Here is a 26143-nt window from a genome sequence, read left to right on the forward strand (position 1 = left end):
GTCGATCTCGCGCAGCCGCGCCAGCCAGGCCGCGATGTTCGGATGGCTTTGCTCGAAGGCGTAGCCGCTCTCTTCGGACGGGTAGTGCAAGTAAGCCGACATGGAGAAATCGGCGATGGTGGGCGCGTCGCCGACGATGAAGCGGAGCCTCCCAGGGCTGGCGCAGCGCGCGCAGGAAGAATACGACCTTGAAGCTGTTGCCCGATTGGCTGAAGCAGTGCAGGCGGTACATCGCTACAGCTGCCGGATCTGGAACTTGCGGAATTTCACCACACCGCCGGCGTATTCCAGGGCGATGGGTCCGCTCGCGCGCCGGCTGTCTTCGACTTCCGCGGTTTTCACGCCGTTGAGCATCACCGTGATGCGGTTGCCTTTGACGGTGATGTCATAGGTGTTCCACTTGCCGGCCGCCTTGGGCATGGGCACGACCTTGGCCAGGTGGACGACGGCACCCGTGCCGAAGGCCGGGTCGGGGCGGCGGTCGAAGATGTTGGCCTCGTAGCAGGTGCGGTCCGTGATGGGCCTCACGTCGGCACAGCGCATGTAGATGCCGCTGTTGGTGTCCGAGGTAACCCAGAACTCAGTGCGGATTTGGAAATCCTTGTACGGATTGTGGGTCACCAGGTACGCGGAATCGCTGCTGAGCTTGTTGTCGGCCACGATGGCGCCATCCTGGGCACGCCAATTGCCACCGCCTATGCTGCTCCAGTTGTTCAACCCCGTGTTCCCGTCGATCAGCGTCTCCCATCCGGTGGTCGCGACCGGGGGTGTGCTCGTGCAGCCAACGATGGACAGGGCGGCCAGCAGCGAAGCCGCGGCAAAGGAAGGAAGTCGGGTCATACACGGCCTTTCATTGCTCTTGCCGAGCGGGACTCGTTTTATAGCATCAAGCTTCGGCTGCGTGTTGCCTGCTATCGCTTGATCACGTAGCGCACGAAGCCATCGGCCTGCGCGAACTGGTCGTAAAGCTTGCGCACGCTAGCGTTGTCCTCGCGTGTCATCCAATACAGACGGGCCCAGCCCTCGGCCCGCATGGCGTTGCGCAGCCACTCGATCAGCGCCTTGCCGATCCCGTGCCCGCGGGCGGAAGGAAGCACGAACAGGTCTTCCAGGTAGCACACCGGCTGCGTCTCCCAGGTGTTCTCGTGCACCACGCAGTTGGCGAAGCCGTACACCTGGCCATCCACTTCGGCCACGACGCACATGATGGCGGAGTCGGGATCCAGGATGCGCTTCCAGGTACGGTCGGTGACGGCGTCTCCCAGGCTCGCGCCATAGAAGTCGCAGTAGCCGCGCCACAGACCGCGCCAGGCGGCTTCGTCGGCGGGCAGGGCGGAACGGATGATCGGTAAAGACATGCCTCCCATTCTGCCGCCGACTCAGGCGATCTGGCTGGCCAGCAGCACTGCCGCATGGACCGATTCGCGCTGCGCCCCGTCCTGGATCTGGTGGCGGCAACTGGTGCCGTCGGCGATGACGATGGCGCCGGGGTATTTGCGCACCGCCGGCAAGAGGCTCAGCTCGGCCATCTGCATGGAGACCTCATAGTGCTTGGCCTCGTAGCCGAAGCTGCCCGCCATGCCGCAGCAGCTGCTTTCTATCAGCTCGGGCTGCACGCCGGGAATCAGCTTGAGGACCTCGACGATCGGCGTTACCGCGGCGAACGCCTTCTGATGGCAGTGGCCGTGCAGCAGCACGCGCTTGTCCAGCGGACGCAGCTTCCGGCGCAGGCCATCCAGCCGGCCGGCCTGGTTCTCGCGAGCCAGGAATTCCTCGAACAACAGGGCCTGCGCGGCCACCACCTGCGCGGGCGCGCCCAGGCCCATGGACAGCATCTCGTCACGCAGCGTCAGCAAGCAGGAAGGTTCCAAGCCGACGATGGGGATGAACTTTTCGGCGAACGGCAGGAGCGACTCGATGACTTCGCGCGCCTTGGCCCGCGCTTCTTCGACCATCCCGCTGGCCAGGTAGGTCCGGCCGCAGCACAAGTGCTTGCCGTCCGGCCTGGCCTTGGCGGCGACATGGACCGTATAGCCCGCGGCTTGCAAGACCTTGAGCGCCGAGCGCGCGTTCACCGACTCGAAGAAACCGTTGAAGGTATCGACGAACAGCACGACCGGCTTGGCCGCCGCCAGGACTTCCTCGCGGGTGGCCGTATTCGGCGTGTCGTTGAAGAAGTGCTTGGGCCGCCAGGCGGGCAGGCTGCGCCGCGCCGAAAAACCGAGAAACTTCTCGCCCAGGCGCGCCAGGAAGGGGCTGCGGTTGCGCAGGTTCAAGAGCGAGGCGATGGAAGCGGCACGGTGCGCATAGTCGGGCAGCCGTGCGATCAGCTTGTCCTTGAACGAGTAGCCGTTCTTCTTCCTGTCGTGATGCAGGAATTCGATCTTCATCTTCGCCATGTCCACCCCGGTGGGGCAGTCCCGCTTGCAACCCTTGCAGCTCACGCACAGGTCCATCGCTTCCCGGACCTCGTCGCTCGCCAGCCCCTGCGGACCCAGCTGGCCGGACAGCGCCAGCCGCAGCGTGTTGGCGCGCCCGCGCGTGAGGTGTTTCTCGTCGCGGGTGACGCGGTAGCTCGGGCACATGGTGCCCGCGTCGAACTTGCGGCAATGCCCGTTGTTGTTGCACATCTCCACGGCTTTGGCGAACCCGCCGGCCGGGTCGCCGCCGCTTCCGGGCGGTGAAATGCGCTCGGTCGCGGGATCGTTCTGCACGTCCCAGGCGCTCCAGTCCAGCGCAGTTTTCAAGGGGATGACCTTGTAGGCCGGCGAAAACCGCATGAGCCGCGTGTCGTCCATGCGCGGCGGATCGATGATGCGCTTCGGGCAGAGCAGGCCTTGCGGATCGAACAGGTTCTTGATCTCGGCGAAGGCTTCATTGATCTTGGGCCCGAACTGCCAGCCTATCCATTCGCCGCGGCACAGGCCGTCGCCATGCTCGCCGCTGTACGCGCCCTTGAACTTGCGCACCAGGGCGGAGGCTTCCTCGGCGATGGCCCGCATCTTCGGCGCGCCGCCGGTGCGCATGTCCAGGATCGGCCGCACGTGCAGGGTGCCCACCGAGGCATGGGCGTACCAGGTGCCCTTGCTGCCGTACTTGCGGAACACCTGGGTCAACGCGTCGGTGTATTCGGCCAGGTGCTCCAGCGGCACGGCGCAGTCCTCGATGAAGCTCACCGGCTTGCCGTCGCCCTTGAGGCTCATCATGATGTTCAGGCCGGCCTTGCGCACTTCCCACAGGTTCTTCTGGGGCGCGTCATCGGTCATCTGCACGACCGAGCCCGGCAGGCCCAGGTCGCCCATCAGCTCGACCAGTTGCTGGAGCTTGCGCACCAGCGCGGCCTTGTCGCTGCCGGAGAACTCCACCAGCAGCACCGCATCGGGCTGGCCGATCACGGCGGTGCGGATGACGGGCGCGAACGCCGGGTTCTGCAGCGACAGGTCGATCATGGTGCGATCGACCAGCTCCACCGCCGTCAGGGTGCCGTCCGTGCCCAGCTTGACGATGTGCTGGGCGCTGTCCATGGCCTTGTAGAAGGTCGGGAAGTTCACCACGCCCAGCACCTTGGCCTTGGGCAGCTCGGCCAGCTGCAGCGTGAGCGAGCGCGTCAACGCCAGCGTGCCCTCGCTGCCCACGAGCAGATGGGCCAGGTTGACGGCGCCGTTGGGCGTGTAGGGCCGCTCGCTCTGGTTGTGGAAGATGTCGAGGTTGTAGCCGCCGACGCGCCGCATCACCTTGGGCCAGCGCTTGTCGATTTCGGGGGCCAGCTGCGCGGCCAGATCCCTGACGCGGTCGCCGATGTCGCGCGCGCGGCCCACGCTGTCCTCATAGCGCCCGAAGCGGTGCAGCTCGCCATCGGATGTCCAGGCCTGCGCGCCGATCACGTTGTGCACCATGTTGCCGTAGGCGATGCTGCGGCTGCCGCAGGAGTTGTTGCCCGCCATGCCGCCGAGCGTGGCCTGCGCGCTGGTCGACACGTCCACGGGAAACCACAGGCCGAGTTTTTTCAGCGCCAGGTTCAGGTGGTCGAGCACCATGCCCGGCTCGACTTCGGCCAGACGCGCGTGCGCATCGAAGTGCAGGATCTTGCGGACATGCTTGGTGTGATCGATGACCAGACCCGCGCCGACCGTCTGGCCGCACTGGCTGGTGCCCGCGCCGCGCGCGACGATGGGCACCTTGAGGTCGCGGCAGATGTCCAGGGCCAGCTTGACGTCGTCGCCGCCGCTCGGCACGAACACGCCGACCGGCATGATCTGGTAGATGGAGGCGTCGGTGGAGTAACGGCCCCGGTCCGCGGGGGAGAACAGCACCTCGCCCTTGGTCTCTTTGGACAGGCGCCGGGCCAGCAGCCCCGCCACTTCGTTGCTGTCCCGGGCAACAGTGTCGTAGACCTGGCCTGCAGCGCCTTGCGCCACTTTGAGCGGGAGCGGGGCGTTCATTGCGCCACCCCCGAAGCGGGAGTTGCGTCGCCCTGCCGCAACTGGTCGATGACGACGTCGCGCTTGTTGTGCAGATGGTTCAACAGGACCTCGCGCATGGCGGCGGCGTCGCGCGCCTCGAGCGCGGCGATCATCCTCTCGTGCTCCTTCATGGCGCGCTTCCATTTCTCGCCATCCTGGTTGGAGCGGAAGCGCAGCGCCTGGAGACGGGCATTGACCTGGTTGTAAGTGCTCGTGAGCACCGGGTTCTTGGCCGCCGCATTGATGGCGCGGTGGATCTGCGCATTGATGCGGTAGTAGTTGGAGAGGTCGCCTCGGGTGTACGCGGCCATCATCTCGAAGTGCATGGCCTTGATCTCGGCCATCTCCTCGTCGGTGATGCGCTGCGCGGCCAGTTCCCCCGACAGCGCCTCCAGGCCGGCCATCACCTCGAAGGTATTGAGCACGTCGGTCTCGCTCAGCGACACCGCGATCGCGCCGCGATTGGGCAGCAGCTCGACCAGCCCCTCGGCAGCGAGCATCTTGATCGCTTCGCGAAGGGGCGTGCGGGAAACCTGCAGCACCTCAGCCAGTTCCCGTTCATTGAGCTTGGCGCCTGGGGCTATGCGGTTTTCCACCAACATCTGGCGCAGGCGGTGGGCCACCTGTTCATGCAAGGCGGCGCGAGGAATTGAAATGATGTCGGCGGTCATGTGGCTATTTTGTATGCAAAAAACCAGCGTGTAAAGGGTTTCCCTGGAGAGATATCTTCTTGACATTGAAATTTTGTATGCAAAAATCTCCGGGAATTCCCGAACCTGAGCCATCCATGCTGACACTCGACTTCCACCCCACCGGGCGCCACTTCCTCCAGATCCCCGGCCCGTCGCCCGTGCCCGACCGCATCCTGCGGGCCATGAGCCTGCCCACCATCGACCATCGCGGGCCGGAGTTCGGCGCGCTGGGCCTGCGCGTGCTCAAGGGCATCCAGCAGATCTTCCAGACCAAGCATCCGGTGATCATCTATCCGGCCTCGGGCACCGGGGCCTGGGAGGCGGCGCTCTGCAACGTGCTGAGCCCGGGCGATCAGGTGCTGATGTACGAGACGGGGCACTTCGCCAGCCTGTGGAACAAGATGGCCATGCGGCTGGGCCTGAAGACCGAGTTCATCGGCTTGCCGGGCACCGAGGGATGGCGGCGCGGTGTGCAGGCCGACATGATCGAGGCGCGGCTGAAGGCCGACACCCAGCACGCCATCAAGGCCGTGTGCGTGGTCCACAACGAAACGTCCACCGGCGTCACCAGCAACATCGTCGCGGTGCGCAAGGCCATCGACGCGGCAAAGCATCCGGCCTTGCTGCTGGTGGACAGCATCTCCGGCCTGGCTTCGGCCGAGTACAAGCATGACGAGTGGGGCGTCGACGTCACCATCAGCGGCTCGCAAAAAGGCCTGATGCTGCCGCCGGGCATCAGCTTCAACGCCTTGTCGCCCAAGGCCATCGAAGCAAGCAAGAAGGCGAAGCTGCCCAAGGCCTTCTGGGCCTGGGACGAAATCATCGAGATGAACAAGACGGGCTACTGGCCCTACACGCCCAACACCAACCTGTTGTATGGCCTGGCCGAGGCCTGCGACATGCTGCTGGCCCCCGAGCATGGCGGGCTGCCCGCGGTGTTCGCCCGGCATGAGCGCTGGGGCGAAGGCGTGCGTGCCGGCGTCAAGGCCTGGGGCCTGGAGATCCAGTGCGCCGACCCCGCGGTCTATTCGCCGGTGCTCACGGGCGTCATCACGCCCGAGGGTGTGGATGCCGACGCGGTGCGCAAGATCATCTACGACCGGTTCGATTGTTCCCTGGGCACGGGCCTGGGCAAGGTCAAGGGCCGCATGTTCCGCATCGGCCACCTGGGCGACTGCAACGACCTCACGCTGATGGCCGCGCTGGCCGGCTGCGAGATGGGCCTGAAGCTCGCGGGCGTGAAGCTCGCCGGCTCGGGCGTGCAGGCCGCCATGGAATTTTTCGCCTCGCATCCGGCGCGTTTGCCGATGCAAAAGGCAGCCTGATTTCCAACACTCAAAGGAGACAACCATGCAACGCAGAACCTTCGTCGCCGGAGCGGCCGCCTCGCTCGCCGTGCCCATGCTTGGCGCACAGAACCTGCCGAACGGGCCGATCCGCATCGTCGTCGGCTTCGCCCCGGGCGGCGGCACCGATATACTGGCGCGGGTCATCGCGCAAAAGCTGCAGGCGATGTGGAACACCACCGTCATCGTGGAAAACAAGGCGGGTGCCGCCGGCATGATCGCAGCCGAATACGTCTCCAAGCAGGCCAGTGACGGCACGACCTTGCTGATGGCGCACATCAACAGCCATGCCATCGCCCCGGCGCTCATGCCCCGGATGAACTACAGCGTCGAGCGCGACTTCGCGCCGGTGATCCTGGTGGGCGTCACTCCCAACCTGCTGATCTGCAACGAGCAGCAGCCGGCCAAGACCGTCAAGGACCTGGTCGAACTGTGCCGCAAGAACCCGGGCCGTGTCACGTTCGGCTCGGCCGGCAACGGTTCGGCCCAGCACCTGGCGCTGGAGATGTTCAAGCTGGCCGCCAAGGTCGAAGCCATCCACGTGCCGTACAAGGGTTCGGGCCCGATGCTCACCGACCTGATCGGCGGGCAGATCCAGTACAGCTTCGACACCATGACCGCGGCCACCCCGCACGTGAAGTCGGGCAAGGCGATCGCGATCGCGCAGACGCGGCAAAAGCGCGCCAAGGGCCACCCCAACGTGCCGACCATGGCCGAATCGGGCTTTCCCGGCTTCGAGGCCACCACTTGGTACGGCCTGGCCGGGCCGGGCAAGCTGCCCACGCCGATCGCCAAGCGCATGAACGAGGACATCAACAAGATCCTGCTGATGCCCGACGTGGCGGAGAAGTTCCAGCAATACGGCGCCGAGGACGGCGGTGGCTCCACCGAGAAATTCGGCGCCTTCATCAAGGCCGAGGCGAAGAAATGGGCCAAGGTCGTCAAGGATGCGAACGTCAAGGTCGATTCTTGACATCGCAGGATACAAACTGAAAGGGTGATTCGATGAGCAAGGGAGAAGGCGCGGCCCGCCCGCTGCCGCTGGCGGGCGTACGCGTGCTGGACATCAGCCAGGTGATGGCCGGTCCTTACGCGTGCATGCTGCTGGCCGACCTGGGCGCCGACGTGATCAAGATCGAGCCGCCCGGCGGCGGTGATCAGACCCGCGGCGCGATGGGCTTCAAGATGAAGGGGCCCGACAGCATGGGCTTCCTGAACATGAACCGCAACAAGCGCAGCGTGACGCTGAACCTCAAGTCCGAGGCCGGCCGCGCGGTGCTGTTGCGCATGGCCAAGGACGCGGACATCCTGATCGAGAACTACCGGCCCGGCGCGATGAAGCGGCTGGGCCTGGGCTATGAAGTCCTGAAGGTCGTCAACCCGCGGCTGGTCTACACCAGCATCTCCGGTTTCGGCCAGACCGGCCCCTGGGCCGACCGCCCGGGCTTCGACCTGATGGCGCAGGCCATGTCGGGCGTGATGAGCGTGACGGGTTATCCCGGCGGTCCCCCGGTGAAGGCCGGAGTGCCGGTCGCCGACATCGGCTGCGCGCTGTTCGCCATCTATGCCACGCTGGCCGCCTACATCGGCGTGAAATCGACGGGGCAGGGCCAGCATGTGGACGCGTCGCTGTTCGATTCAGCGTTGGCGTTTTCGGTCTGGGACATCTCGGAGTACTGGGGCACCGGCAAGGAGCCCGAGCCTCTGGGCACCTCCAACAAGATGACCGCGCCGTACCAGGCGATGGCCAGCTCGGATGGGTATTTCGTGATGGGCGCCAACAACCAGAAGCTCTGGCAACTGCTCTGCAACGTGATCGACCGGCACGATCTGCTGGCCGACGAGCGCTTCCCCACGATTTCACTGCGCCTCGCGAACCGGGCGGCGCTGGAGCAGGAACTGGAGAAGACCTTTCGCCAGCGTCCCAAGGACTACTGGGTCGACACGCTGCTGGCCGCGGGCATTCCCGCCGGCCCCATCCTCAGCTATCCCCAAGCCTTCGAAAGCGAGCATGCCCGTGCGCGCGGCATGCGCATGGATATCGATCACCCGATCGAAGGCAAGGTGCCCAACATCGGGTTTGCGGTCAAGCTCTCGGGCACGCCGCAGCAGGTGCGCCGGCATCCGCCGCTGCTGGGCGAACACACGGCCGAAGTGCTGGCCGAGCTGGGCATCGACGAGGAAGAGCGCGCGCGGCTGGAAACGCAGGGAGCGTTCGCGGCATGAGCGACGGAACCGTTCGCCTGAGCATCGAGGCCGGAGTGGCATCGGTGGTGTTCGACCGGCCGGCGGCACGCAACGCCATGACCTGGACGATGTACACGCAGCTGGGTGAAATTTGTGAGCGCCTGCGCAGCGAGCCCGGTGTGCGCGTGGTCTGCATGCGCGGCGCGGGACGCGAGGCCTTCGTGGCCGGCACCGACATCGAGCAGTTCAAAGATTTTGCGGACGGCCATGCGGGCGTGGCGTATGAGGCGCGCATCGACGAGGGCATGGCCGCCATCGAGGCGCTGCCGATGCCGACGGTGGCGGTGGTCGAAGGTTGGGCAGTGGGTGGCGGGCTCGCCATCGCCACGGCCTGCGACATCCGGATTGCCACGCCCACCGCGCGTTTCGGCGTGCCCATCGCCAAGACGCTCGGCAATTGCCTGTCGATGGCGAATATCGCCCGGCTGGTGGCCGCGTTCGGCCGGCCGCGTGTCCAACGCATGCTGATCGGTGCGGAAATCCTGACGGCCGCGGAGGCGCTGGGCAGCGGCTACCTGGCGCAGTTGGTCGACGGTGAGGAGATCGACGCGGCGGCCGCACAGCTGTGCCGGCGCCTGGCCTCGCTCGCCCCCGTCACACAAGCGGTGACGAAGCAGGCGCTGAGTCGCTTGCTGATTCAGGCCTTGCCGGATGGGCAGGACCTGATCGAGCGAGCCTACGGCAGCCAGGATTTTCGCGAGGGCGTCAGCGCCTTCTGCGAAAAGCGCAGTCCCTCCTGGCAGGGGCGCTGACCGCGGCGCCGGGGGTTGCCGAGCTTTCGTTACCCAATCCCTGGGTTTGTTGCATCGGGTTCGCAGCCGCACGCGAGGTTCTGTTGTCGAATGGCCTTCATGGCCCTCAAGAGGTGACATGATGATTGGCAAAAAAGTCGACTTGACCGAATCGGTGGCCGGCGAAGAAGACCCGGGCGCGTCCATCGAATTGCCCATCTCGCCCACGAGCGAGAAAGCCTGCCCCAACTGCGGCGGCAGCGGTCGCACGGCCAGCGGCGAATGCCCTGTGTGTAAGGGCACGGGCGAGGTAACGGCGGGCATTGGCGGCGCCTGAGAGGTGCAACTCGCCGAACCGCAGCTGGTGCTCGACGTGCTCAGGTGGCGGGCAATCCAAGCCGGTTGAACTGCTCGCGGCCCAATGCCGTGATGCGCACCACGCGGCTGTGCTTCTGCCGCTCTATCCATTGCGCCGCCGCCATGTGGTCAGCGAGCGCCGCACCCAGTGATCCTCCCAGGTGGTCCTGCCGTTCCGACCAGTCCAGGCAGCGGCAGGCGAACTGGCGGCGCCGCTGGCGCGCCGCCGGTATGTCCAGGCCCAATGCGGCCAGCGACTTTTCGCCCTTCGCCGTGAGTTCCAGCTGCTTCGCATCGGCGCCGTCGTTTTGCAGCCAGCCCTTGCGCAGCATCAAGGCCAGCAGGCTGGTGCCCAGGCTGCCCGCCAAGTGGTCGTAGCAGAAGCGGGCAGAGCGGATCGCCTCCTCGCTTTTCGGGATGGAAATCGGCTTACGGCGTGGCGCTACGCGCATCAGCGACTCCACCAGTTGGGCCACCTGCTCGGACGCAAAACGGAAATACTTGTGCCGCCCCTGAGCGGCGGATTCGAGCAGTCCGTCGTCGAGCAACCGCTTGAGGTGCGAGGTGGCCGTGGCGGGTTCGATGCCCGCACCCAACGCCAGCTCCTTGGCGGTGAGCGCTCGGCCCTCCATCAGCAGCGCCAGCATCTGGATGCGACGTGGGTCGCCCACGGTAGCGGCGATGCGGGCGAGATCGGGTTCATTCATGGGTGCCCCCACGTTTGCCGCCAAGGCGGCTGCACTGCCCCCCAAGGGGGCGTAATCTTGCTTGAAGCGGTTCGGCGCTGCGATTCCATTGTTTGATCATAGACAAACTGTTGATGCTGGACAAGCACGGCGGCGCTTGCGACACTGCTTCGCATGACTGAGATCGCAGAACCACTGGACCCGGTGGCCGCCGTCGTTCATCCCGATCCGTACCCGTACTACGCGCGGCTGCGCCGCGAGCGGCCGCTGTACCTGGACAGCGGGCTCGGGCTGTGGGTGGCGGCCACGCACGAGACGGTGGAAGCCGCTTTACGGCACCCCGCATTGCGGGTGCGCCCGCCGGCCGAGCTGGTGCCGCGGGCGCTGATAGGCACTGCGGCGGGCGAGGTGTTCGCGCGGCTGGTTCGCATGAACGATGGCGATTTTCATGTCCGCCACAAGCCCGCTGTGGAGCAAGCAGCTCGCCGATTCTCGCTGGCCGACGTGGCCCACGCCGCTGCAACCGCGGCCTTGGATCTGGCTGCCCGCGTGGATGCCAACGCGCTGCTCACGACCTTGCCGGTCCAGGCGATGGCGCGCCTGTTGCGCGTTCCGGCGGGCTTGCTGGATGCCACTACTCGGTGGGTGGAGGCGTTCGTCCAAGGCATCGCGCCACAGGCTTCGCCCGAGGCGATCGCGCGCGCCAACGAGGCTGCCATTCAGCTGATGGCGCAGGGCGAGTCACAAGGCCTGGGCGCCGTGCAATCCGCCAACCGGATCGCGATGATGCAGCAGGCCCTGGACGCCACGGCGGGCCTGGTGGGCAACACGGTCCGCCTCTTGCGCGATCGGCCGCAGCTGGTGGCGTCGCCGGAAAACTGGCGGGCCATCGTGGCCGAGGTCGCACGCTGGGACGCGCCGGTCCAGAACACGCGCCGCTTCGCCGCGGCCGACCTCAGCCTCGGGGGACAGGAGATCGCGCAAGGGCAGGGTGTACTGGTGCTGCTGGCCAGCGCCAATCGCGATCAGGCCCTCAACACCAACCCCGATGTGTTCGACCCAGCCCGCATCGAACGGCGCAGCATGAGCTTTGGCGCCGGACCGCATGGCTGCCCGGGCGACGCCATCGCAATCGAGATCGCCGCCGCCGGCCTTGAGGCGCTGCACGCGGCGCGTCCACTCGACGAACTGTTCGGGCCCTGCACGGGCTTCAGACCACTCGCCAACGCCCGCATCCCCGTATTCGCAAACTGAGGAGAAAACGCCATGGTGTCCGTCATCTTTGAAGTCTGGCCGCATCCCGAGCATCGCGCCGGTTATCTGGATTGGGCTGCCGAGCTCAAGAGCGAACTGGTGAAGATGGAGGGCTTCATTTCGATCGAGCGCTTCCAGAGCCTGACCGATCCCGACAAGCTGCTGTCGCTGCAGTTCTGGCGCGACGACGCGTGCCTGACGGCCTGGCGCAATCTGGAGGCGCATCGCGCGGCACAGTCGGCCGGCCGCAAGACGATGTTCAAGGACTACCGCTTGAGGATTGCTGAAGTGGTTCGCGACTACGGGCTCAACGAGCGGAACGAAGCGCCGGCCGATTCCCGGCAGGCGCACGGCTGACAAGCTCAGCGCGCGTCGGGTCCCGGGTCCGTCGACAGTCCGTCTTCGCACTGCTCCGGCGCCCGGAGGACGCCGTCGGCGCCGGCAATCGCTTCGATGTGAATCAGCGGGCTCTGCCATTCCACGCTGCCGAAGATGGAGGCGAACGCGCAATCAGCGGCGTCGCGGCCCGTCGCCAGGCGGATGAAGCCCATGGGGATGGCCGTGCCGGAGGGATCGAACATGTACCAGCGGTTGCCGACGTAGGCCTCCACATAGGCGTGAAAATCCGGCGGCCCGAGCACGGGATCGGCGCCGTAGTCGATGCCGGTGGCGAAACGCGCCGGGATGTTCACTGCCCGGCACAAGGCGATCATGAGGTGCGCGAAATCGCGGCAGACGCCCTGCTTGGTGACCAGCGTGTCGACGGCCGCGGTATTGGCGTCGGAGCTGTTTGATACAAACTCCACGTGGCCGAGGACCCAGTCGCGAATGGCCTGGACGCGGCCATAGCCCTGCTGGAGACTGCCGAACTGGGCGAAGGCGAAGCGATGCAGGCGGTCGGACTGGCAATACCGGCTGGGATAGAGGTAGGGCAGCGTTTCGGCCGGCAGCTCGGAGATGGGTACCTCGGCCAGGGTCGACGTGGGTGCCCGGTGATGCACCAGATCGACCACCGTTTCGCAATAGACCCGCAAGGGCCCCTGCTCGGCGCGAAGCCGCAAGTACCTGGAATTGGTGGCCGTGTCGATGAAGGCCTGCGACGGGACCGGCTGGCTGATCTCGAGCTTCTCGCTCACCACTTGCTGGGCAGCCGTGCGCGCGGCCTGCACGTTGAAGATGAAGTCGCACGCGGGCGAGCGCACTTCGTACTGCAGATCCGCGTGGTAGCGCAGCCGGATGGGGGAAGCTTTGTCGGCAGTTGTCATGAACTCCCGATTGTGCTCGTTTTCAGGTGGTAAGGCCTTTGTAGAACATGTAGGCCGCCAGCGCATAAAGGATACTCGCGAACACACGCTTGAGCCTGTCCACCGGCAGCGCGTGCGCCGCCCTGGCCCCCATCGGCGCCGTAAAGACGCTGCACAGGGCGATCACCACCAGGCCCGGCAGCCAGATGTAGCCGAAGGACGCCGGCGGCAGGTTCTGCACGGTGAGGCCGCTGACCACGTAGCCCGCCACGTTGGCCACGGCAATCGGGAAACCCAATGCGGCGGACGTGGCTACGGCGTTGTGGATGGCGACGTTGCACCATGTCATGAAGGGCACGCTGATGAAGCCGCCGCCCGCGCCCACCAGGCCCGAGAGGAAGCCGATGAAGCCGCCGGCCGCCAATTGGCCGCCGGTGCCGGGCATCTGGCGCGTCGGCTTGGGCTTTTTGTTCAGGAACATCTGCGTGGCCGAGAAACTCACGAACAGGCCGAAGAAGATGGCCAGGTAGGAGCCCTTGAGCAGCGCGAACACGCCCATGCTGCCGATGATGCTGCCGATCACGATGCCGGGCGCAAGCCGCCTGACGATGTCCCAGCGCACGGCGCCGCGCTTGTGGTGGGCGCGCACGCTGGACACGGAAGTGAAGATGATGGTGGCCATGGAAGTGGCGATCGCCATCTTCACGGCCAGGTCGGGCGCGACGCCCTGCCTGGAAAGGATGATGGTGATGAACGGCACCATCAGCATGCCCCCACCTATGCCCAGCAAGCCGGCGAGAAAACCGGTGCCTATGCCCAGCAGGGCGAGTTGGAAGATAAGGAGAGGCTCAAGGATTGTCATTGCGGGCTTGACCCGCAATCCACCGTCGCGTGCGGCATATTTTTATTCTCGAAAAAAGGTGTCTGCAAGTGCCACCGGACCGGCATCCTGAACCAGGGTTCAGGTGGGCGAGGTCAGCCTGGCTTTGGGTTCATCTGACGCGAGACGATCACGCTAGCCAAGAGATGTTCCAAGCCCGTGCTCAATGAGCATTGGTTCAAGGAAATATAAAGCCCGGCACGCACCGCAGACGTTTGCATTGTAGGTCTTCGCATCGGGCAGCGGGGTGCAATGCCGGCGAAATACCTTCACTGCCAGCGTGCAAAAAAGATTTGGCTTGACAGGGGAAAAATCAACCGAACTGTGAACACCGTCACAGCAGGCGGCCGTCGTCGCCCAGCGCGTCGTCGAGCCGGTTGACAAGGCCTGCGAGCCGGGGATCGTTCGCGTCGTAACCGTTGCCATCGGTCGGGAACTCGGACTGGGCGAAGCCCGAAGCATGGAGCGCTGACGTGTTGCGATCGCTTACGTCAAAGGCCAGGTTCAGTGCCGCCAGCACCGCGATGCGGTCGCGCGCCTTCACCTTGCCCGCGTCGCGGATCTTGCACATGGCGGTGTCGACTTTCTCCACCGCCTCCAGAAGCCGCTGCTGGCCGCCATCGGGGCAGCCCAGAAGGTAGCTCTGGCCCATGATCTGTACTTCGACTTGCTTCAGGACACTCATGCGGGGCTCTTGATTTCGGGCAGGCGCTCCAGCAGCGCCTCCACGCGCGAGCGGGCGGCCGACAGGCGGGACTTGAGGGAATCGCGTTCGTTCGTGAGCATTTCGACCTGTTCGGCCAGCAGCGCATTGGTGCGTTGCAGTTCCTCGTAGCGTACGAGCAGGCGCTCTACGCGTTCCGCAATCTGGTCGATTTGGGAGGCACTGGGCATATCTGGGCCAATTGTATGGTTTTGTGACAGATTTCAACCGTAAAATAAAGTCGTTGGTGCTCGCGGTGTGGTTCGCATGCCGCAGTTCAACGGGAAGCAGGAGGGAAGCCGGCAAACGGCGTACCTAACCTGCGCTGCCCCCGCAACGGTAAGCGGACGAATTTTCTCAAGAAATTCCGCCTCCATCACAAGAAGCCACTGGGCGCGTCTGAACAGCGCGCCTGGGAAGGCGATGGAAGTCGACCCGCCAGCCCGGATACCGGCCAACACGGTGGCTGCACGCCCGAAAGAGCGCGCGGCCGTGACGCCCAATGTACTGGCGGGGAAGCCGGTACGGGTATTGAAACGTTTCCGTCAATCATGAACGCTATCCGTATTTCTCGCGCAGCTGCGCTTCCGCTGGCGCTCGCCGCCGCATTCCCATCCTCTTTTGCCCAGACCCCGGCGCTCAAGGAAACCGTGGTCACCGCCACGCGCTTTGCCGAGCCGGCGCAGTCATTGCCCCTGGGCGTGAGCGTGGTCACGGCCGAGGAGATCCAAGCCTCGGGCGCGACCACCATCAACGAAGCGCTGATGCGCATACTGGGTGTCGTGGGACGGCAGGATTTCTTCGGTGGCGGCGACTACAGCCTGGACCTGAGGGGCTTCGGTGTCACCGCCGATAACAACCAGGTCGTGATCGTGGACGGCCTGCGCTTCAGCGAAGCCGACCTGGGTGGCACACGGCTCGCGGGCATCCCCGTTGAATCCGTGGAGCGCATCGAGGTCTTGCGCGGCAGCGGCGCGGTGCTGTACGGAGAGGGCGCAACGGGCGGCGTGATCATCATCACCACCAAGGCCGGAGCCGGCAAGGACCGCCGCAACAGCGCCTCGGTCTATGCGGGCGCGGGCACCTACGGACTGCGCGACCTGCGCGCCAACGCCACGGTCGCCGGTGGTGGTTTCTCGTTGGATGTTTCAGGGCAAAAGCGCGACAGCGACAACCACCGCGACAACTTCCGCTCGGAAACCGACGCGGCCTCCGTGACCGGCCAGTGGTCCAACGACTGGCTGCGCGTGGGCGCACGTTTCGCGCGCGATTCGCTGGACACCGGCCTGCCTGGCGGGCTGACCGCGGCGCAGTACGCGGCTAATCCGCGCCAGACGACAACGCCTGACGACAAGGCAAGTATTCGCAACGAGCGCGGCAGCGTTTTTGCCGAGGCGCAGCTGGGTAGCTGGCAACTGGCCGCGGATGCCGGTCGTCGCGACAAGAGCCTGCGGAGCATGAACAGCAGTTTTCCGTTTGACTTCGACATCGATGCAACGAACTACTCGCTCCGTGCGCGCAACGAGGCGGGTATCGGCGGCGCCAAGAACGTGCTGGTGTTTGGGACCGACTACGCGCATTGGAGCCGCGAGGTGCTCGGCGCCTTCGGTTCCACCGCGGACCAGGTTTCGCGCGCGTGGTACGCGAAAGACGACGTGACGCTGGCGGGCGGCACGCGCCTGAGCGCGGGCCTGCGCACCGAGCGCATCGCCAAGAGCAACAGCAGCGCCCTGGCGCCGCTTGCCGACCGCATGAAGGCGTGGGAGCTCGGCGCGAGCCAGCCCGTCGGCGCCGGCGTGACGGTCTACGGCCGGGCAGGGCGCAGCTTCCGGCTGGCCAATGTCGATGAGTTCGGCTTTACCGCGCCTGGCGTGGCCCTCGAGCCCCAGACCTCGCGTGACGTGGAGCTGGGCGCGCGCTGGGCGTACACCGGGGGGAAGCTGGAAGCGCGCCTGTACCGTAGCCTGCTCGAGAATGAGATCGGCTTCGACCCCAACGCGCCGGGGCCATTCGGTCCGGGCGCCAACACGAATTTCGATCCGACCCGCCGCCAGGGCCTGGAGCTGGATGCCGCCCACGCGCTCACGCGGGAGCTGGGCCTGCGTATCAATGCCAGCGTGCGTCAGGCGACGTTCCGATCCGGCCCCTATGCCGGCCGCGACTTGCCCCTGGTGCCGGGCAAGACCCTTTCGGTTCGAGCCGACTGGACTCCGGGCGCGGGGCACCGCGTCACGGGCGGCGTGAACTGGGTATCCTCGCAGCATCCGGACTTCGACAACGCTTGCACCGTGCCGGCTTACACCACCGCCGACGTACGCTATGCCTATCAGTGGCAGCAATTGGAGCTGTCTCTGGGGGTCAGCAATCTCTTCGATAAGAAGTACTACACCCAAGCCTTCCGCTGCACCGGCGGCGTTACCGCGTCCATCTTCCCCGAGGCCGGGCGGGCGGTCACCGCCGCGGTGCGGGTGCGCTTCTAGGAGATCTTGTGCTGCAGTCCGTGTCTACCCTTGGTCCCCAACGCATCGTCTGCCTGACTGAGGAGACAACGGAATGGCTGTACCTGCTCGGGCAGGAGGCGCGGATCGTGGGCATCTCGGGCTACACGGTGCGGCCGCGCCGTGCGCGCGAGGAGAAGCCCAAGGTCAGCGCCTTTCTCTCGGCCAAGATCGACAAGATCCTGGACCTGCGGCCCGACTGCGTATTCGGCTTCTCGGACCTGCAGGCCGACATCGCGGCCGAACTCATCCGCAAGGGCGTGCAGGTGACGGTGTTCAACCAGCGCAGCGTGGAGGAGATCTTCTCCATGCTGTGCCAGGTGGCTGCCATCGTCGGGCAGGTGGAGCGGGGGCTGGAGCTGCTTGAACAGATGCGAACACGCTTGCTGGCCATCGAGCAGGCGGCGCGGGCCTTGCCGCGCCGCCCCAAGGTGTTCTTCGAGGAGTGGGACGAGCCTCACATCAGCAGCATCCGCTGGGTGTCCGAGCTGGTGGGCATCGCCGGCGGCGACGACTGCTTTCCCGAATTGGCGGTGCAGTCGCTGGGCAAGGACCGCATCATCGGCGACGGCGCCGAGATCGTGCGGCGCAATCCCGACATCATCATCGGCTCGTGGTGCGGCAAGAAATTCCGCCCCGAGAAGGTGGCGGCGCGGCCTGGCTGGCAAGGCGTGAACGCGGTGAAGAACGGGCAGCTGTTCGAGATCAAGTCCGCCGACATCCTGCAGCCCGGCCCGGCAGCACTTACCGACGGTGTGGAGCAACTGCATCGCATCATGTTGAATTGGAGCAAGGCCCATGGCTGAACTGCGGATCGCACGCAGCGAGTTGATCCTGGGCGGCCAGAAGAGCGGCAAGACGATGCGCGCCGAAAACCTGGCCGCCGCCTGGCTCGACCAATCGCCGCAGCATCGTGCGGTGTACATAGCGACCGCGCAAGCCTGGGACGAGGAAATGCGCGAGCGCATCGCCCGCCACCAGCGCCAGCGCGCCGAACGGGTGCCGCGCATGACCACCGTGGAAGAGCCGGTGGAGCTCGCACATGCGATCGGCCAGCACAGCCGCGCCGACACATTGATCGTGGTGGACTGCCTCACCCTGTGGCTCACGGCGCGGCTGATGCCGGCGGTGGGAAAGGGGGAGGGAACAAAAAATGAGGAGGGCGCGTCTATCGCCGGCGCCTTGCGCGCCTGCGCCGGCCCCATCGTCCTCATCAGCAACGAGATCGGACTGGGCGTCATCCCGATGGGAAAGGACGTGCGCACTTTCGTCGATGCGCTGGGTGGCCTGAACCAGCAAGCCGCCGCGGCCTGCGAACGCGTCACGCTGATGTCGGCAGGTTTGCCGCTCACGCTTAAGGGGTCCTCGTGAAGCGGTGGCTGTGGATCTTGCTGTGGGCCCTGGCGCTGCAAGCCCAGGCCCTGCAGGTGACTGACGACCGAGGGGTTTCCGTCGAGTTGGCTCAGCCCCCGCAACGCATCGTGAGCCTCTTGCCCTCGCTGACGGAGATGGTGTGTGAGCTGGGCGCCTGCGACCGGCTGGTCGGCGTGGACAACTATTCGAACTGGCCGGCCGCCGCGCAGAAGCTCACCCGCGTGGGCGGGCTCGAAGACGCCAACATCGAGATCATCGTATCGCTCCGGCCCGACGTCGTGCTGCTGTCGGTTTCGTCGCGCGCGATGGCGCGTCTCGAGAGCTTGGGCGTGAAAGTGGTCGCGCTGGAGCCCAAGACACTGGCGGACGTGCAGCGGGTGTTGGGCAAAGTGGGGCAGGTCTTGCACGTGCCCGGCGCGCCAGCCTTGTGGGAGCGCATCGATAACGGAGTGAATCTTGCTGCGCAGAGCCTGCCAGCGGCCTTGCGCGGCACGACGGTGTACTTCGAGGTGAATAGCGGCCCCTACGCAGCGAGCGAATCGTCCTTCATCGGCGAAATGCTGGCGCGCATCGGCGTGGCCAACGTGGTGCCCGGCAAGCTGGGTCCGTTCCCCAAGCTCAACCCCGAGTTCGTGGTGCGCGCCGATCCGCAGGTCATCATGATCTCGGACCGCCACGCCCAGGCCCTGAAGGACCGCCCGGGATGGGGCCGCGTCCGCGCGATCCGCGACGGCCGCGTGTGCATGTTCACGCCGGCGCAAGGCGACGTGCTCGTGCGGCCGGGTCCGCGCATGGCCGAGGCCGCGCAGCTGATGGTGCAGTGCCTGCAAGGACCGCTCAAGGGCAGGGCACGGTGAGCACCATCCGCTACCGGGCGCCCGCGCCGCTGGGCCTGCTGTTGCTGGCGGCGACCGCCGTTCTCTGCATCGGCGGGGTGGCCGTGGGCAGCCTGGGCTGGGAACCACTGTGGGAGCGGGCGGGCGATGCATCGTTCGCCATCCTTTGGGACATCCGCTTGCCGCGGACCCTCGGCGCCTGGCTGGCAGGCGCCTTGCTCGGCCTGGCGGGCGCCGTGGCGCAGGGCCTGTTCCGCAATCCGCTGGCCGACCCCTATCTGCTGGGCAGCGCCACCGGCGCAGCGCTCGGCGTCGCGGTGCTGCTGGTCGCCATCGGCATCTCGCCCGTGGCCGCTTCCGGCTGGGCCGCCCACCTGGGGCTGACGGGTGCGGGCTTTGCGGGCGCGGTCGTCGCGGTGCTCGTCACGCTCGGCTTGGCCAAAGGCGTGCAGCACACCTTGCGGCTGCTGCTGGCCGGCGTGATCGTCAGCATGGTGTTCGGCGCTTTCTCGGCGCTGGTGATGTTCTGGGTGCCCGACATCATGCGGTCGATGCAGGCATTTTTGCTGGGCACGACCGGTTTCCTGGGCTGGGTCAGCGTGGTTCTGCTCGGTTTGGTATTCGGCCTGAGCTTGGTGGCATCGATCGCCTTCAGCCGAGCGCTGGATGCGCTGTCGCTGGGCGAAACCACGGCCATGAGCCTGGGTGTGCCACTGGTGCGGGTGCGGGTGGTCATGGTCAGCGTCATGGCGCTCGCGACTGGCGCCGCCGTGGCCCAGGTCGGGCTGATCGCTTTCATCGGCTTGGTGGCGCCGCATCTGGTGCGCGCCGCCGTCAAGCCCACCCACCGCTGGCTGCTGCCGCTGGCCGCACTGACCGGCGGCGTGCTGCTGCTGGCCGCGGACGTGCTGGCGCGCTGGCTGCTGGCGCCGCAGGAGCTGCCGGTGGGCGTGCTCACTGCGGTGCTGGGCGGCGGCTATCTGCTCTGGCTGATGCACCGGAGGCCGCTGTGAGCGCCGCCGCGGCCCTGGCAAAAGGCCTGAGCGTCACGCTCGGGCGCAACGAGGTCCTGCACGGCGTCGACCTGGCCGTGCCCAGCGGCCGCTGGACCGCCATCGTCGGTCCCAACGGCGCTGGCAAGACAACCTTGCTGCGGGCGGTGGCGCAGCTGGTGCCTTATCGCGGCCGGGTGTCATTGCTGGGCCGCGACGCGCCGGCCTGGAGCCACCGCGAGCGGGCGCAACAGATCGCCTGGCTGGGCCAGAACGAAACGGGCGCCGAAGACCTGCTGGCGCGCGACGTCGTGATGCTGGGCCGCTTGCCCCACCAGGCCTGGCTGGGAGCGCCCAACGCACAAGACCAGACGGCGGTGGAGGGCGCGATGCGACAGACGCAATCCTGGGACTGGCGCGACCGCCCGCTGGGCAACCTGTCCGGCGGCGAGCGCCAGCGTGTGCTGCTGGCGCGCGCGTTGGCGGTGGGCGCGCCGCTGTTGCTGATGGACGAGCCGCTGGCCAACCTCGATCCGCCGCACCAAGCCGACTGGCTGCGCATCGTGCGCGAGCATGTAGAGGCGGGCGGCACCGCAGTGAGCGTGCTGCACGAGATCACCATGGCGCTGCACGCCGACGAAATGGTCGTGATGGACGCCGGCCGCGTCGTCCATCAGGGAGCCTGCGGTGACGTTGCGACGCACCGTGCGTTGGAAGAAGTGTTCGGCCGGCGCCTCGTCGTGCACTCGCTGGCCGGGCAATGGGTCGCGCTGCCGAACTGACAGGAATACCACGCAAATGAATATCGAAACTCCTCCGTCCACCAAGCCTTACGAGAAGCCGGAAGGCGAGCGGCGCGGCCTGGTGATCGTGAACACCGGCGACGGCAAGGGCAAGAGCACGGCGGGCTTCGGGCTGGCCCTGCGCGCGCACGGGCGCGGCAAGGCCGTGAAGATCTACCAGTTCATGAAGGTGCCCACGGCGCGGTTCGGCGAACATCGCATGTTCGAGCAGATCGGCATCCCGATCGAGGGCCTGGGAGACGGCTTCAGCTGGAAGAGCCAGGACCTGGAACACTCGGCCCAGCTGGCTCGGGAGGGCTGGGAGAAGGCCAAGCAATCCATCCTGGGCGGAGAGCTGTTCCTCGTGGTGCTCGACGAGCTCACCTATCCCCTGATCTACGGCTGGTTGCCGCTGGAGGATGTGCTGCAAACCTTGCGCGCCCGGCCCAAGGACGTGCACGTGGTCATCACCGGCCGGCGCTGCCCGCCCGAGATCATCGAGTTGGCCGATACGGTAACCGAAATGACCAAGATCAAGCACGCCTTCAATGCCGGCGTGCCCGCGCAGCGCGGAATCGAGGACTGAACATATGGCCCTCGCGCCCTGGACCGCAGTTATCGCCGTGCTGTTCGCCTTCTGGCTGGACCGCGCGTTCGGCGAGCCGCCGGTCCGCTGGCATCCGGTGGTGTGGATGGGCAAGTACCTGGGCTGGTTCGGCGGGCGCGTCGCTCCGCGCGAGGTGCTGGCTGCCGCCGACTGGCGCGCCTTCTCGGCGGGCGCGCTGGCCTGGTACGGTGGCGCGATGCTGGCCGGCCTCGCCGCATTTCTCTTGCAGTCTTCTCTCCTGCCCCTGGGGCAGGTCGTGGCGGGGCTGCTGCTGGGCGTGCTGCTGAAGCCCCTGTTTTCCTGGCGCATGTTGCATAGCGAGGTGACGGCGGTGGAGACCGAGCTCGGGCGTTCGCTTCACGCCGGGCGGCGCCAGCTGGGCCGGCTGGTCAGCCGGGACGTCGTGCGCCTCACCGATGAGGAGGTGCGCGAGAGCGCCATCGAATCGCTGGCCGAAAACCTCAACGACTCCGTGGTGGCCCCGATGTTCTGGTTCGTCGTGGCCGGCCTGCCCGGCGCCGTGGTCTATCGCTTCGCCAACACGGCCGACGCCATGTGGGGCTACCGCCATATGCGGGCCGGGCTGTACTGGGAATGGGCGGGCAAATGGGCGGCGCGGGCCGACGATGTGCTGTCGTGGGTGCCGGCCCGGATCACCGCTTTGCTATTGGCCGTGTCGGCCGGCGGCCTGCCGCTGCGCCAGCTGCGGCGGGAGGCGGCGCGCACGCCGTCTCCCAACAGCGGATGGCCCATGGCTGCGATGGCGCTGGCCCTCGGCGTGCGGCTGCGAAAGCCCGGCGGCTACTCGCTGCACGGAGTAGGCGCGCAGGCGCAGGCCGGTGACACCGGGCGCGCCGTCGAACTCGCCAAGCGCAGCATCGCTTTGCTGCTGCTGATCGCCTCCGTGGCCGTCTTCGCGATCGCGCAGGAGTGGCCATGGTGATGCAAGCCGCTCACGGCGGGCCGGACTACCTCGGGATCCCGCTGCACGACTTCTCCAGCAACGGCAACGCTTGCGGCCCTTGCCCTGCGGCGCTGCTTGCCGTGCAGGATGCGGACCCGACGCGCTATCCCGATCCCGCCTACACGGAACTGCGGGCCGGTCTCGCGGCCTTCCACCGAGTGGCGGTGCAGCGCGTCGTGCTGGCTGCCAGCGGCAGCGAATTCATCATGAGGATGACCTCGTGGGTGCGAGGGCAGGGCGGCCGCAGCGTCTGGGTGCCTTCGCCAGGCTATGGCGACTACGCACAGGCGGCGCTTGCGCACGGGCTGGAGCTGGCCCGTGCGTCCGATGGCGCGGACCTGGCCTGGGACTGCGATCCTTCCAGCCCGCTGGGTCAGGCTGACCGCGGTCTGGCGCGGCTGCGGGCTGCCACGGTGGTGTTGGACCGGGCCTATGAGCCGCTGCGTCTGTCCGGCTCGCCCGCGACGGGTGAAGAGTTGTTGCTCTCGCGGTGTTGGCAGCTCTGGACGCCCAACAAGGCACTCGGCCTCACCGGCGTGCGGGCTGCCTACGCGATCGCACCGCTCGGCGGCCACGAGGCTGCCAGGCAGCTGGAGGCCCTGGCGCCTTCCTGGCCCATCGGCTCGCATGGCGTCGCCATGCTGCTGGCCTGGTGCGAGCCCGCGGTGCAGGAGTGGCTGTCGCAGAGCCTGCGCACGCTGCGCGATTGGAAACGGCGCCAAGTGGCCCTGTGCGAATCCCTGGGTTGGGAATGCCTGCCGAGCGACACGAATTTCTTTTTGGCCCGCAACTTCCGGCCCGGGTCGCTCGAGCAGCTGCGAGCGCGCGACATCAAGTTGCGCGATTGCGCTTCATTCGGGTTGCCGGACCACGCACGCTTGAGCGTGCAGCCACCGGCGGTGCAGGACGCCCTCGAGAAGGCGTGGAAGTCACTGGCATGACAAAGACGACAAAGGCGCGATGCGTGATGGTGCTGGGCACGACCAGCGGCGCCGGCAAGAGCTGGCTCGCCACGGCCCTGTGCCGCTGGTACGCACGCCAGGGCCTGAAGGTGGCGCCCTTCAAGGCGCAGAACATGAGCAACAACGCCAGGGTCGTGGCGGGTGGCGAGATCGGCAGCGCCCAGTATTTCCAGGCCCTGGCCGCGCGGGCCGAGCCCGAGGTGCGCATGAACCCGCTGCTGCTCAAGCCGGAACACGACACGCACAGCCAGGTGGTGCTGCTCGGCCAGGTGAGCGCCGAACTCTCACGCATGCCCTGGCGTGGCCGCAGCGCCAGTGTCTGGCCGGTTATCGCGAAGGCGCTGGACGAACTGCGGGCCGAAAACGACGTGGTGGTGATCGAGGGCGCGGGCTCGCCGGCCGAGATCAACCTCGCATCCAGCGACATCGTGAACATGCGCGTGGCGCAGCATGCCGATGCGCGCTGCCTGCTCGTCACCGACATCGATCGTGGCGGCGCCTTCGCCCATCTCTACGGAACCTGGGCATTGCTCGAAGAGGCGCAGCGCAAGTTGATCCGCGGCTTCGTGCTCAACAAGTTCCGGGGCGATGATTCGTTGCTGGCGCCGGCGCCGCAGATGCTGCAGGATCTCACCGGCATTCCCACCGTGGCAACCTTGCCCATGTGGTGGCAGCACGGACTGCCCGAAGAGGACGGCGTGTTCGACGACCGCAGCACCGCCGCGGGCGTCATCAGCAAGACCATCGCCGTCATCGCCTATCCGCGCATCAGCAACCTGGACGAGTTCCAGCCCTTGAAGAACCTTCCCGGCGTGCGCCTGGTCTGGGCGCGCAGCCCGGCCGACGTGGCGCAGGCCGACTGGATCATCCTGCCGGGCTCCAAGCACACCAGCGGCGACCTGGCGTGGCTGCGCGGCCAGGGCCTGGACCGGGCGATAGCGCAGCACGCGGAGCGCGGCGGCGCGGTGCTGGGGATCTGCGGCGGCCTGCAAATGCTCGGCGAGGCGCTGATCGACACCCATGGCATCGACGGTAATGCGCCGGGCCTGGGCCTGCTGCCGCTGGTGACCGTGTTCGAGCCGGCGAAGACGCTGAAGCGGACGCAGGCGCGCTTCGACGCACTCGCAGGCACCTGGGCGGCGCTCACCGGCGTGACAGCGGCAGGCTACGAGATCCACCACGGCCAGACCTCGCAACACCCGGCCATGCCTGCCGCGCGGCCCGTCATGGCGGATGGCCTGGCTTGGCAGAACGAGCAGGGCAATGTGCTGGGCGTCTACCTGCACGGCCTGTTCGAAGACCCGGGCGTCGTGCACGCGCTGTTCGGCGCGGTGGCGCCGACGCTGGATGACGTGTTCGACGGCCTGGCCGATTTCATCCACAGCCATTTCGCTCCCTCTGTCATCCCGGACTTGATCCGGGATCCACAGGGGCGCGCCAACAACCTGGATTCCGGGTCAAGCCCGGAATGACAACCAAGATGCATATCCCCGACATCGGCAATCCACAACTCGCCCAGCGCCTGCAGCACAAGATCGACCACAAGACCAAGCCGCTGGGCTCGCTCGGCCGGCTGGAAGAGCTGGCGCTGCAGATCGGCCTGGTCCTGGAAACCGAGACGCCCGAGCTCCAGCAGCCGCAGCTGGTGGTGTTCGCCGGCGACCACGGCTTGGCGCAGCATGGCGTGTCGGCCTATCCCAGTGAAGTCACGGGGCAGATGGTGGAGAACTTCCTGGCCGGGGGCGCGGCAGTGAGCGTGCTTGCGCGCCAGCACGGCCTAGCGCTCACGGTGGTGGATTGCGGCGTGCGGCGCGACTTCGCTCCGCGGGCGGGCCTGGTCATCCGCAAGATCGCGCCCGGCACCGCGGATTCTCGCGTGGGTCCGGCCATGTCTGCCGATCAATGCGCGCGAGCCATCGCCAACGGCCGGGCCCTCGTGGATGATCTGCCGGGCAACGTGTTGCTGCTGGGAGAAATGGGCATCGGAAATACCTCGGCGGCTTCGCTGCTGCTGGCGCGCCTCACCGGCCACGATCTCGGGGAATGCGTCGGCGCCGGCACGGGCCTGGACGAGGCGGGCATCGAGCGCAAGCGCAAGGTCTTGCAGGACGTGCTGGCGTTTCACGCCAACGCCGTAGCGCCGCTGGAGGCGCTCGCCGCGTTCGGCGGCTTCGAAATCGCCACCATGGCCGGCGCGGTGCTGCGGGCCGCCGAGCAGCGGCGCGTGATCGTCGTCGATGGCTTCATTTCCACTGCTGCCGTGCTGGTGGCGAGCCGGCTCGCCCCGCATGTCACCCAGCGCTGCGTGTTCTCGCATCGCTCCGGCGAATGCGGCCACGCGCTGATGTTGCGCCACCTGGGGCCGAGCCGGCAGGAGCCCGCGCGAGCGCTGTTGGACCTGGGCTTGCGGCTGGGCGAGGGCTCGGGCGCGGCATTGGCCTGGCCGCTGCTCGTGTCGGCCTGTGCGCTGCTGCGCGAGATGGCGAGCTTCGAATCGGCGGGCGTTTCGGGCGCACAGACTTGAA

27 protein-coding genes and 1 riboswitch are annotated in these 26143 nt (G+C 66.8%); of the genes, 18 read left to right on the forward strand and 9 right to left on the reverse strand.

Translation table 11 applies throughout. From position 1 onward, the window contains the following. Positions 1–234: 234 nt before the first annotated feature. The 4 genes from HNE04_RS18080 to HNE04_RS18095 form a co-directional block, all read right to left on the reverse strand. Complete coding sequence (locus HNE04_RS18080) at positions 235–840, reverse strand: 3-keto-disaccharide hydrolase (RefSeq protein WP_172222174.1); 606 nt, start codon at positions 838–840, stop codon at positions 235–237. Between the two features lie 71 nt (positions 841–911). Then, a complete protein-coding gene (locus tag HNE04_RS18085; RefSeq protein WP_172222177.1) occupies positions 912–1358 on the reverse strand; it encodes a GNAT family N-acetyltransferase in 447 nt (148 codons plus the stop codon). A gap of 21 nt (positions 1359–1379) precedes the next feature. Next, entirely contained in the window at positions 1380–4442 is a 3063-nt protein-coding gene (locus tag HNE04_RS18090) for an FAD-binding and (Fe-S)-binding domain-containing protein (RefSeq protein WP_172222180.1), read from the reverse strand. Further along, a complete protein-coding gene (locus tag HNE04_RS18095; RefSeq protein ID WP_172222182.1) occupies positions 4439–5134 on the reverse strand; it encodes a GntR family transcriptional regulator in 696 nt (231 codons plus the stop codon). The genes HNE04_RS18090 and HNE04_RS18095 overlap by 4 nt, the downstream gene beginning before the upstream one ends. Positions 5135–5250: 116 nt before the next feature. On the opposite strand from HNE04_RS18095, the gene HNE04_RS18100 reads away from it, so the two are divergent. The 5 genes from HNE04_RS18100 (at position 5251) to HNE04_RS18120 (ending at position 9816) form a co-directional block, all read left to right on the forward strand. Then, the gene (locus tag HNE04_RS18100; RefSeq protein ID WP_172222185.1) at positions 5251–6480 is read left to right on the forward strand and encodes a pyridoxal-phosphate-dependent aminotransferase family protein; all 1230 of its coding nucleotides are present in this window, start codon (positions 5251–5253) and stop codon (positions 6478–6480) included. Positions 6481–6505: 25 nt separating this feature from the next. Then, entirely contained in the window at positions 6506–7474 is a 969-nt protein-coding gene (locus HNE04_RS18105; protein ID WP_172222188.1) for a Bug family tripartite tricarboxylate transporter substrate binding protein, read from the forward strand. Between the two features lie 32 nt (positions 7475–7506). Continuing rightward, a complete protein-coding gene (locus HNE04_RS18110; RefSeq protein ID WP_172222190.1) occupies positions 7507–8727 on the forward strand; it encodes a CaiB/BaiF CoA transferase family protein in 1221 nt (406 codons plus the stop codon). Beyond that, complete coding sequence (locus HNE04_RS18115) at positions 8724–9500, forward strand: enoyl-CoA hydratase/isomerase family protein (RefSeq protein WP_172222193.1); 777 nt, start codon at positions 8724–8726, stop codon at positions 9498–9500. The genes HNE04_RS18110 and HNE04_RS18115 overlap by 4 nt, the downstream gene beginning before the upstream one ends. A 118-nt stretch (positions 9501–9618) precedes the next feature. Further along, entirely contained in the window at positions 9619–9816 is a 198-nt protein-coding gene (locus tag HNE04_RS18120) for a hypothetical protein (RefSeq protein WP_172222195.1), read from the forward strand. Positions 9817–9856: 40 nt separating this feature from the next. Here the strand turns inward: HNE04_RS18120 and HNE04_RS18125 are convergent, their stop codons facing one another. Beyond that, on the reverse strand, positions 9857–10543 hold the full coding sequence (locus tag HNE04_RS18125; RefSeq protein ID WP_172222198.1) for an ArsR/SmtB family transcription factor: 687 nt from the start codon (positions 10541–10543) through the stop codon (positions 9857–9859). A gap of 153 nt (positions 10544–10696) precedes the next feature. Between HNE04_RS18125 and HNE04_RS18130 the strand changes: the two genes are divergently transcribed. Together HNE04_RS18130 and HNE04_RS18135 are read left to right on the forward strand one after the other, a co-directional pair. Next, on the forward strand, positions 10697–11776 hold the full coding sequence (locus HNE04_RS18130) for a cytochrome P450 (RefSeq protein ID WP_172222200.1): 1080 nt from the start codon (positions 10697–10699) through the stop codon (positions 11774–11776). Between the two features lie 12 nt (positions 11777–11788). Continuing rightward, positions 11789–12133: an antibiotic biosynthesis monooxygenase family protein gene (locus HNE04_RS18135; RefSeq protein WP_172222203.1), complete on the forward strand. Its 345-nt coding sequence runs from the start codon at positions 11789–11791 to the stop codon at positions 12131–12133. A 5-nt stretch (positions 12134–12138) separates the two neighbouring features. Here HNE04_RS18135 and HNE04_RS18140 read toward each other — a convergent pair whose 3' ends face one another. The 4 genes from HNE04_RS18140 to HNE04_RS18155 form a co-directional block, all read right to left on the reverse strand. Next, positions 12139–13041, reverse strand: a complete 903-nt coding sequence (locus HNE04_RS18140; RefSeq protein WP_172222205.1) for a transglutaminase-like domain-containing protein — start codon at positions 13039–13041, stop codon at positions 12139–12141. A 22-nt stretch (positions 13042–13063) separates the two neighbouring features. After that, the gene (locus HNE04_RS18145; RefSeq protein WP_172222207.1) at positions 13064–13882 is read right to left on the reverse strand and encodes a sulfite exporter TauE/SafE family protein; all 819 of its coding nucleotides are present in this window, start codon (positions 13880–13882) and stop codon (positions 13064–13066) included. 352 nt (positions 13883–14234) lie between these two features. Next, complete coding sequence (locus HNE04_RS18150; RefSeq protein ID WP_172222314.1) at positions 14235–14576, reverse strand: cell division protein ZapA; 342 nt, start codon at positions 14574–14576, stop codon at positions 14235–14237. Between the two features lie 5 nt (positions 14577–14581). Beyond that, on the reverse strand, positions 14582–14794 hold the full coding sequence (locus tag HNE04_RS18155) for a DUF904 domain-containing protein (RefSeq protein WP_172222209.1): 213 nt from the start codon (positions 14792–14794) through the stop codon (positions 14582–14584). A 37-nt stretch (positions 14795–14831) separates the two neighbouring features. Beyond that, positions 14832–15076: riboswitch (cobalamin riboswitch) on the forward strand. Between the two features lie 78 nt (positions 15077–15154). On the opposite strand from HNE04_RS18155, the gene HNE04_RS18160 reads away from it, so the two are divergent. From HNE04_RS18160 to cobT, 11 genes are read left to right on the forward strand one after another with little or no spacing between them, the layout of a single operon-like run. Further along, positions 15155–17083: a TonB-dependent receptor gene (locus HNE04_RS18160; RefSeq protein WP_172222211.1), complete on the forward strand. Its 1929-nt coding sequence runs from the start codon at positions 15155–15157 to the stop codon at positions 17081–17083. A gap of 8 nt (positions 17084–17091) precedes the next feature. Continuing rightward, positions 17092–17907, forward strand: a complete 816-nt coding sequence (locus HNE04_RS18165; protein WP_407926608.1) for a cobalamin-binding protein — start codon at positions 17092–17094, stop codon at positions 17905–17907. Further along, on the forward strand, positions 17900–18472 hold the full coding sequence (locus HNE04_RS18170; protein ID WP_172222213.1) for a bifunctional adenosylcobinamide kinase/adenosylcobinamide-phosphate guanylyltransferase: 573 nt from the start codon (positions 17900–17902) through the stop codon (positions 18470–18472). The genes HNE04_RS18165 and HNE04_RS18170 overlap by 8 nt, the downstream gene beginning before the upstream one ends. Then, on the forward strand, positions 18469–19332 hold the full coding sequence (locus HNE04_RS18175) for an ABC transporter substrate-binding protein (protein WP_172222215.1): 864 nt from the start codon (positions 18469–18471) through the stop codon (positions 19330–19332). Before HNE04_RS18170 ends, HNE04_RS18175 begins: the two co-directional genes overlap by 4 nt. Before the next feature lie 29 nt (positions 19333–19361). Further along, positions 19362–20324, forward strand: a complete 963-nt coding sequence (locus HNE04_RS18180; RefSeq protein ID WP_172222319.1) for a FecCD family ABC transporter permease — start codon at positions 19362–19364, stop codon at positions 20322–20324. Next, positions 20321–21085 carry an ABC transporter ATP-binding protein gene (locus HNE04_RS18185; protein ID WP_172222217.1) on the forward strand — a complete coding sequence of 255 codons (765 nt, stop codon included), beginning with the start codon at positions 20321–20323 and terminating at the stop codon, positions 21083–21085. Before HNE04_RS18180 ends, HNE04_RS18185 begins: the two co-directional genes overlap by 4 nt. A gap of 16 nt (positions 21086–21101) precedes the next feature. Continuing rightward, positions 21102–21671 (forward strand): cob(I)yrinic acid a,c-diamide adenosyltransferase, encoded by a 570-nt coding sequence (gene cobO / locus HNE04_RS18190; RefSeq protein ID WP_172222219.1) that lies wholly within the window; start codon positions 21102–21104, stop codon positions 21669–21671. 4 nt (positions 21672–21675) lie between these two features. Further along, positions 21676–22635 (forward strand): adenosylcobinamide-phosphate synthase CbiB, encoded by a 960-nt coding sequence (gene cbiB / locus HNE04_RS18195; protein WP_172222221.1) that lies wholly within the window; start codon positions 21676–21678, stop codon positions 22633–22635. Further along, positions 22629–23597 (forward strand): aminotransferase class I/II-fold pyridoxal phosphate-dependent enzyme, encoded by a 969-nt coding sequence (locus HNE04_RS18200; RefSeq protein ID WP_172222223.1) that lies wholly within the window; start codon positions 22629–22631, stop codon positions 23595–23597. Before cbiB ends, HNE04_RS18200 begins: the two co-directional genes overlap by 7 nt. Then, positions 23594–25090, forward strand: coding sequence for a cobyric acid synthase (locus HNE04_RS18205; protein ID WP_235965144.1), 1497 nt, complete (start codon positions 23594–23596; stop codon positions 25088–25090). The genes HNE04_RS18200 and HNE04_RS18205 overlap by 4 nt, the downstream gene beginning before the upstream one ends. Beyond that, positions 25087–26142: a nicotinate-nucleotide--dimethylbenzimidazole phosphoribosyltransferase gene (gene cobT, locus HNE04_RS18210; RefSeq protein ID WP_172222226.1), complete on the forward strand. Its 1056-nt coding sequence runs from the start codon at positions 25087–25089 to the stop codon at positions 26140–26142. The genes HNE04_RS18205 and cobT overlap by 4 nt, the downstream gene beginning before the upstream one ends. The last annotated feature ends 1 nt before the right edge of the window (position 26143 follow it).

Source organism: Caenimonas soli, from assembly GCF_013155545.1.
GTDB classification, from domain to species: domain Bacteria; phylum Pseudomonadota; class Gammaproteobacteria; order Burkholderiales; family Burkholderiaceae_C; genus Ramlibacter; species Ramlibacter soli.

Coding starts and splice junctions, on each gene's coding strand:
- HNE04_RS18080 (WP_172222174.1), bottom strand. CDS start 840: ATGACCCGACTTCCTTCCTTTGCCGCGGCTTCGCTGCTGGCCGCCCTG.
- HNE04_RS18085 (WP_172222177.1), bottom strand. CDS start 1,358: ATGTCTTTACCGATCATCCGTTCCGCCCTGCCCGCCGACGAAGCCGCC.
- HNE04_RS18090 (WP_172222180.1), bottom strand. CDS start 4,442: ATGAACGCCCCGCTCCCGCTCAAAGTGGCGCAAGGCGCTGCAGGCCAG.
- HNE04_RS18095 (WP_172222182.1), bottom strand. CDS start 5,134: ATGACCGCCGACATCATTTCAATTCCTCGCGCCGCCTTGCATGAACAG.
- HNE04_RS18100 (WP_172222185.1), top strand. CDS start 5,251: ATGCTGACACTCGACTTCCACCCCACCGGGCGCCACTTCCTCCAGATC.
- HNE04_RS18105 (WP_172222188.1), top strand. CDS start 6,506: ATGCAACGCAGAACCTTCGTCGCCGGAGCGGCCGCCTCGCTCGCCGTG.
- HNE04_RS18110 (WP_172222190.1), top strand. CDS start 7,507: ATGAGCAAGGGAGAAGGCGCGGCCCGCCCGCTGCCGCTGGCGGGCGTA.
- HNE04_RS18115 (WP_172222193.1), top strand. CDS start 8,724: ATGAGCGACGGAACCGTTCGCCTGAGCATCGAGGCCGGAGTGGCATCG.
- HNE04_RS18120 (WP_172222195.1), top strand. CDS start 9,619: ATGATGATTGGCAAAAAAGTCGACTTGACCGAATCGGTGGCCGGCGAA.
- HNE04_RS18125 (WP_172222198.1), bottom strand. CDS start 10,543: ATGAATGAACCCGATCTCGCCCGCATCGCCGCTACCGTGGGCGACCCA.
- HNE04_RS18130 (WP_172222200.1), top strand. CDS start 10,697: ATGACTGAGATCGCAGAACCACTGGACCCGGTGGCCGCCGTCGTTCAT.
- HNE04_RS18135 (WP_172222203.1), top strand. CDS start 11,789: ATGGTGTCCGTCATCTTTGAAGTCTGGCCGCATCCCGAGCATCGCGCC.
- HNE04_RS18140 (WP_172222205.1), bottom strand. CDS start 13,041: ATGACAACTGCCGACAAAGCTTCCCCCATCCGGCTGCGCTACCACGCG.
- HNE04_RS18145 (WP_172222207.1), bottom strand. CDS start 13,882: ATGACAATCCTTGAGCCTCTCCTTATCTTCCAACTCGCCCTGCTGGGC.
- HNE04_RS18155 (WP_172222209.1), bottom strand. CDS start 14,794: ATGCCCAGTGCCTCCCAAATCGACCAGATTGCGGAACGCGTAGAGCGC.
- HNE04_RS18160 (WP_172222211.1), top strand. CDS start 15,155: ATGAACGCTATCCGTATTTCTCGCGCAGCTGCGCTTCCGCTGGCGCTC.
- HNE04_RS18170 (WP_172222213.1), top strand. CDS start 17,900: ATGGCTGAACTGCGGATCGCACGCAGCGAGTTGATCCTGGGCGGCCAG.
- cobO (WP_172222219.1), top strand. CDS start 21,102: ATGAATATCGAAACTCCTCCGTCCACCAAGCCTTACGAGAAGCCGGAA.
- cbiB (WP_172222221.1), top strand. CDS start 21,676: ATGGCCCTCGCGCCCTGGACCGCAGTTATCGCCGTGCTGTTCGCCTTC.
- HNE04_RS18200 (WP_172222223.1), top strand. CDS start 22,629: ATGGTGATGCAAGCCGCTCACGGCGGGCCGGACTACCTCGGGATCCCG.
- HNE04_RS18205 (WP_235965144.1), top strand. CDS start 23,594: ATGACAAAGACGACAAAGGCGCGATGCGTGATGGTGCTGGGCACGACC.
- cobT (WP_172222226.1), top strand. CDS start 25,087: ATGACAACCAAGATGCATATCCCCGACATCGGCAATCCACAACTCGCC.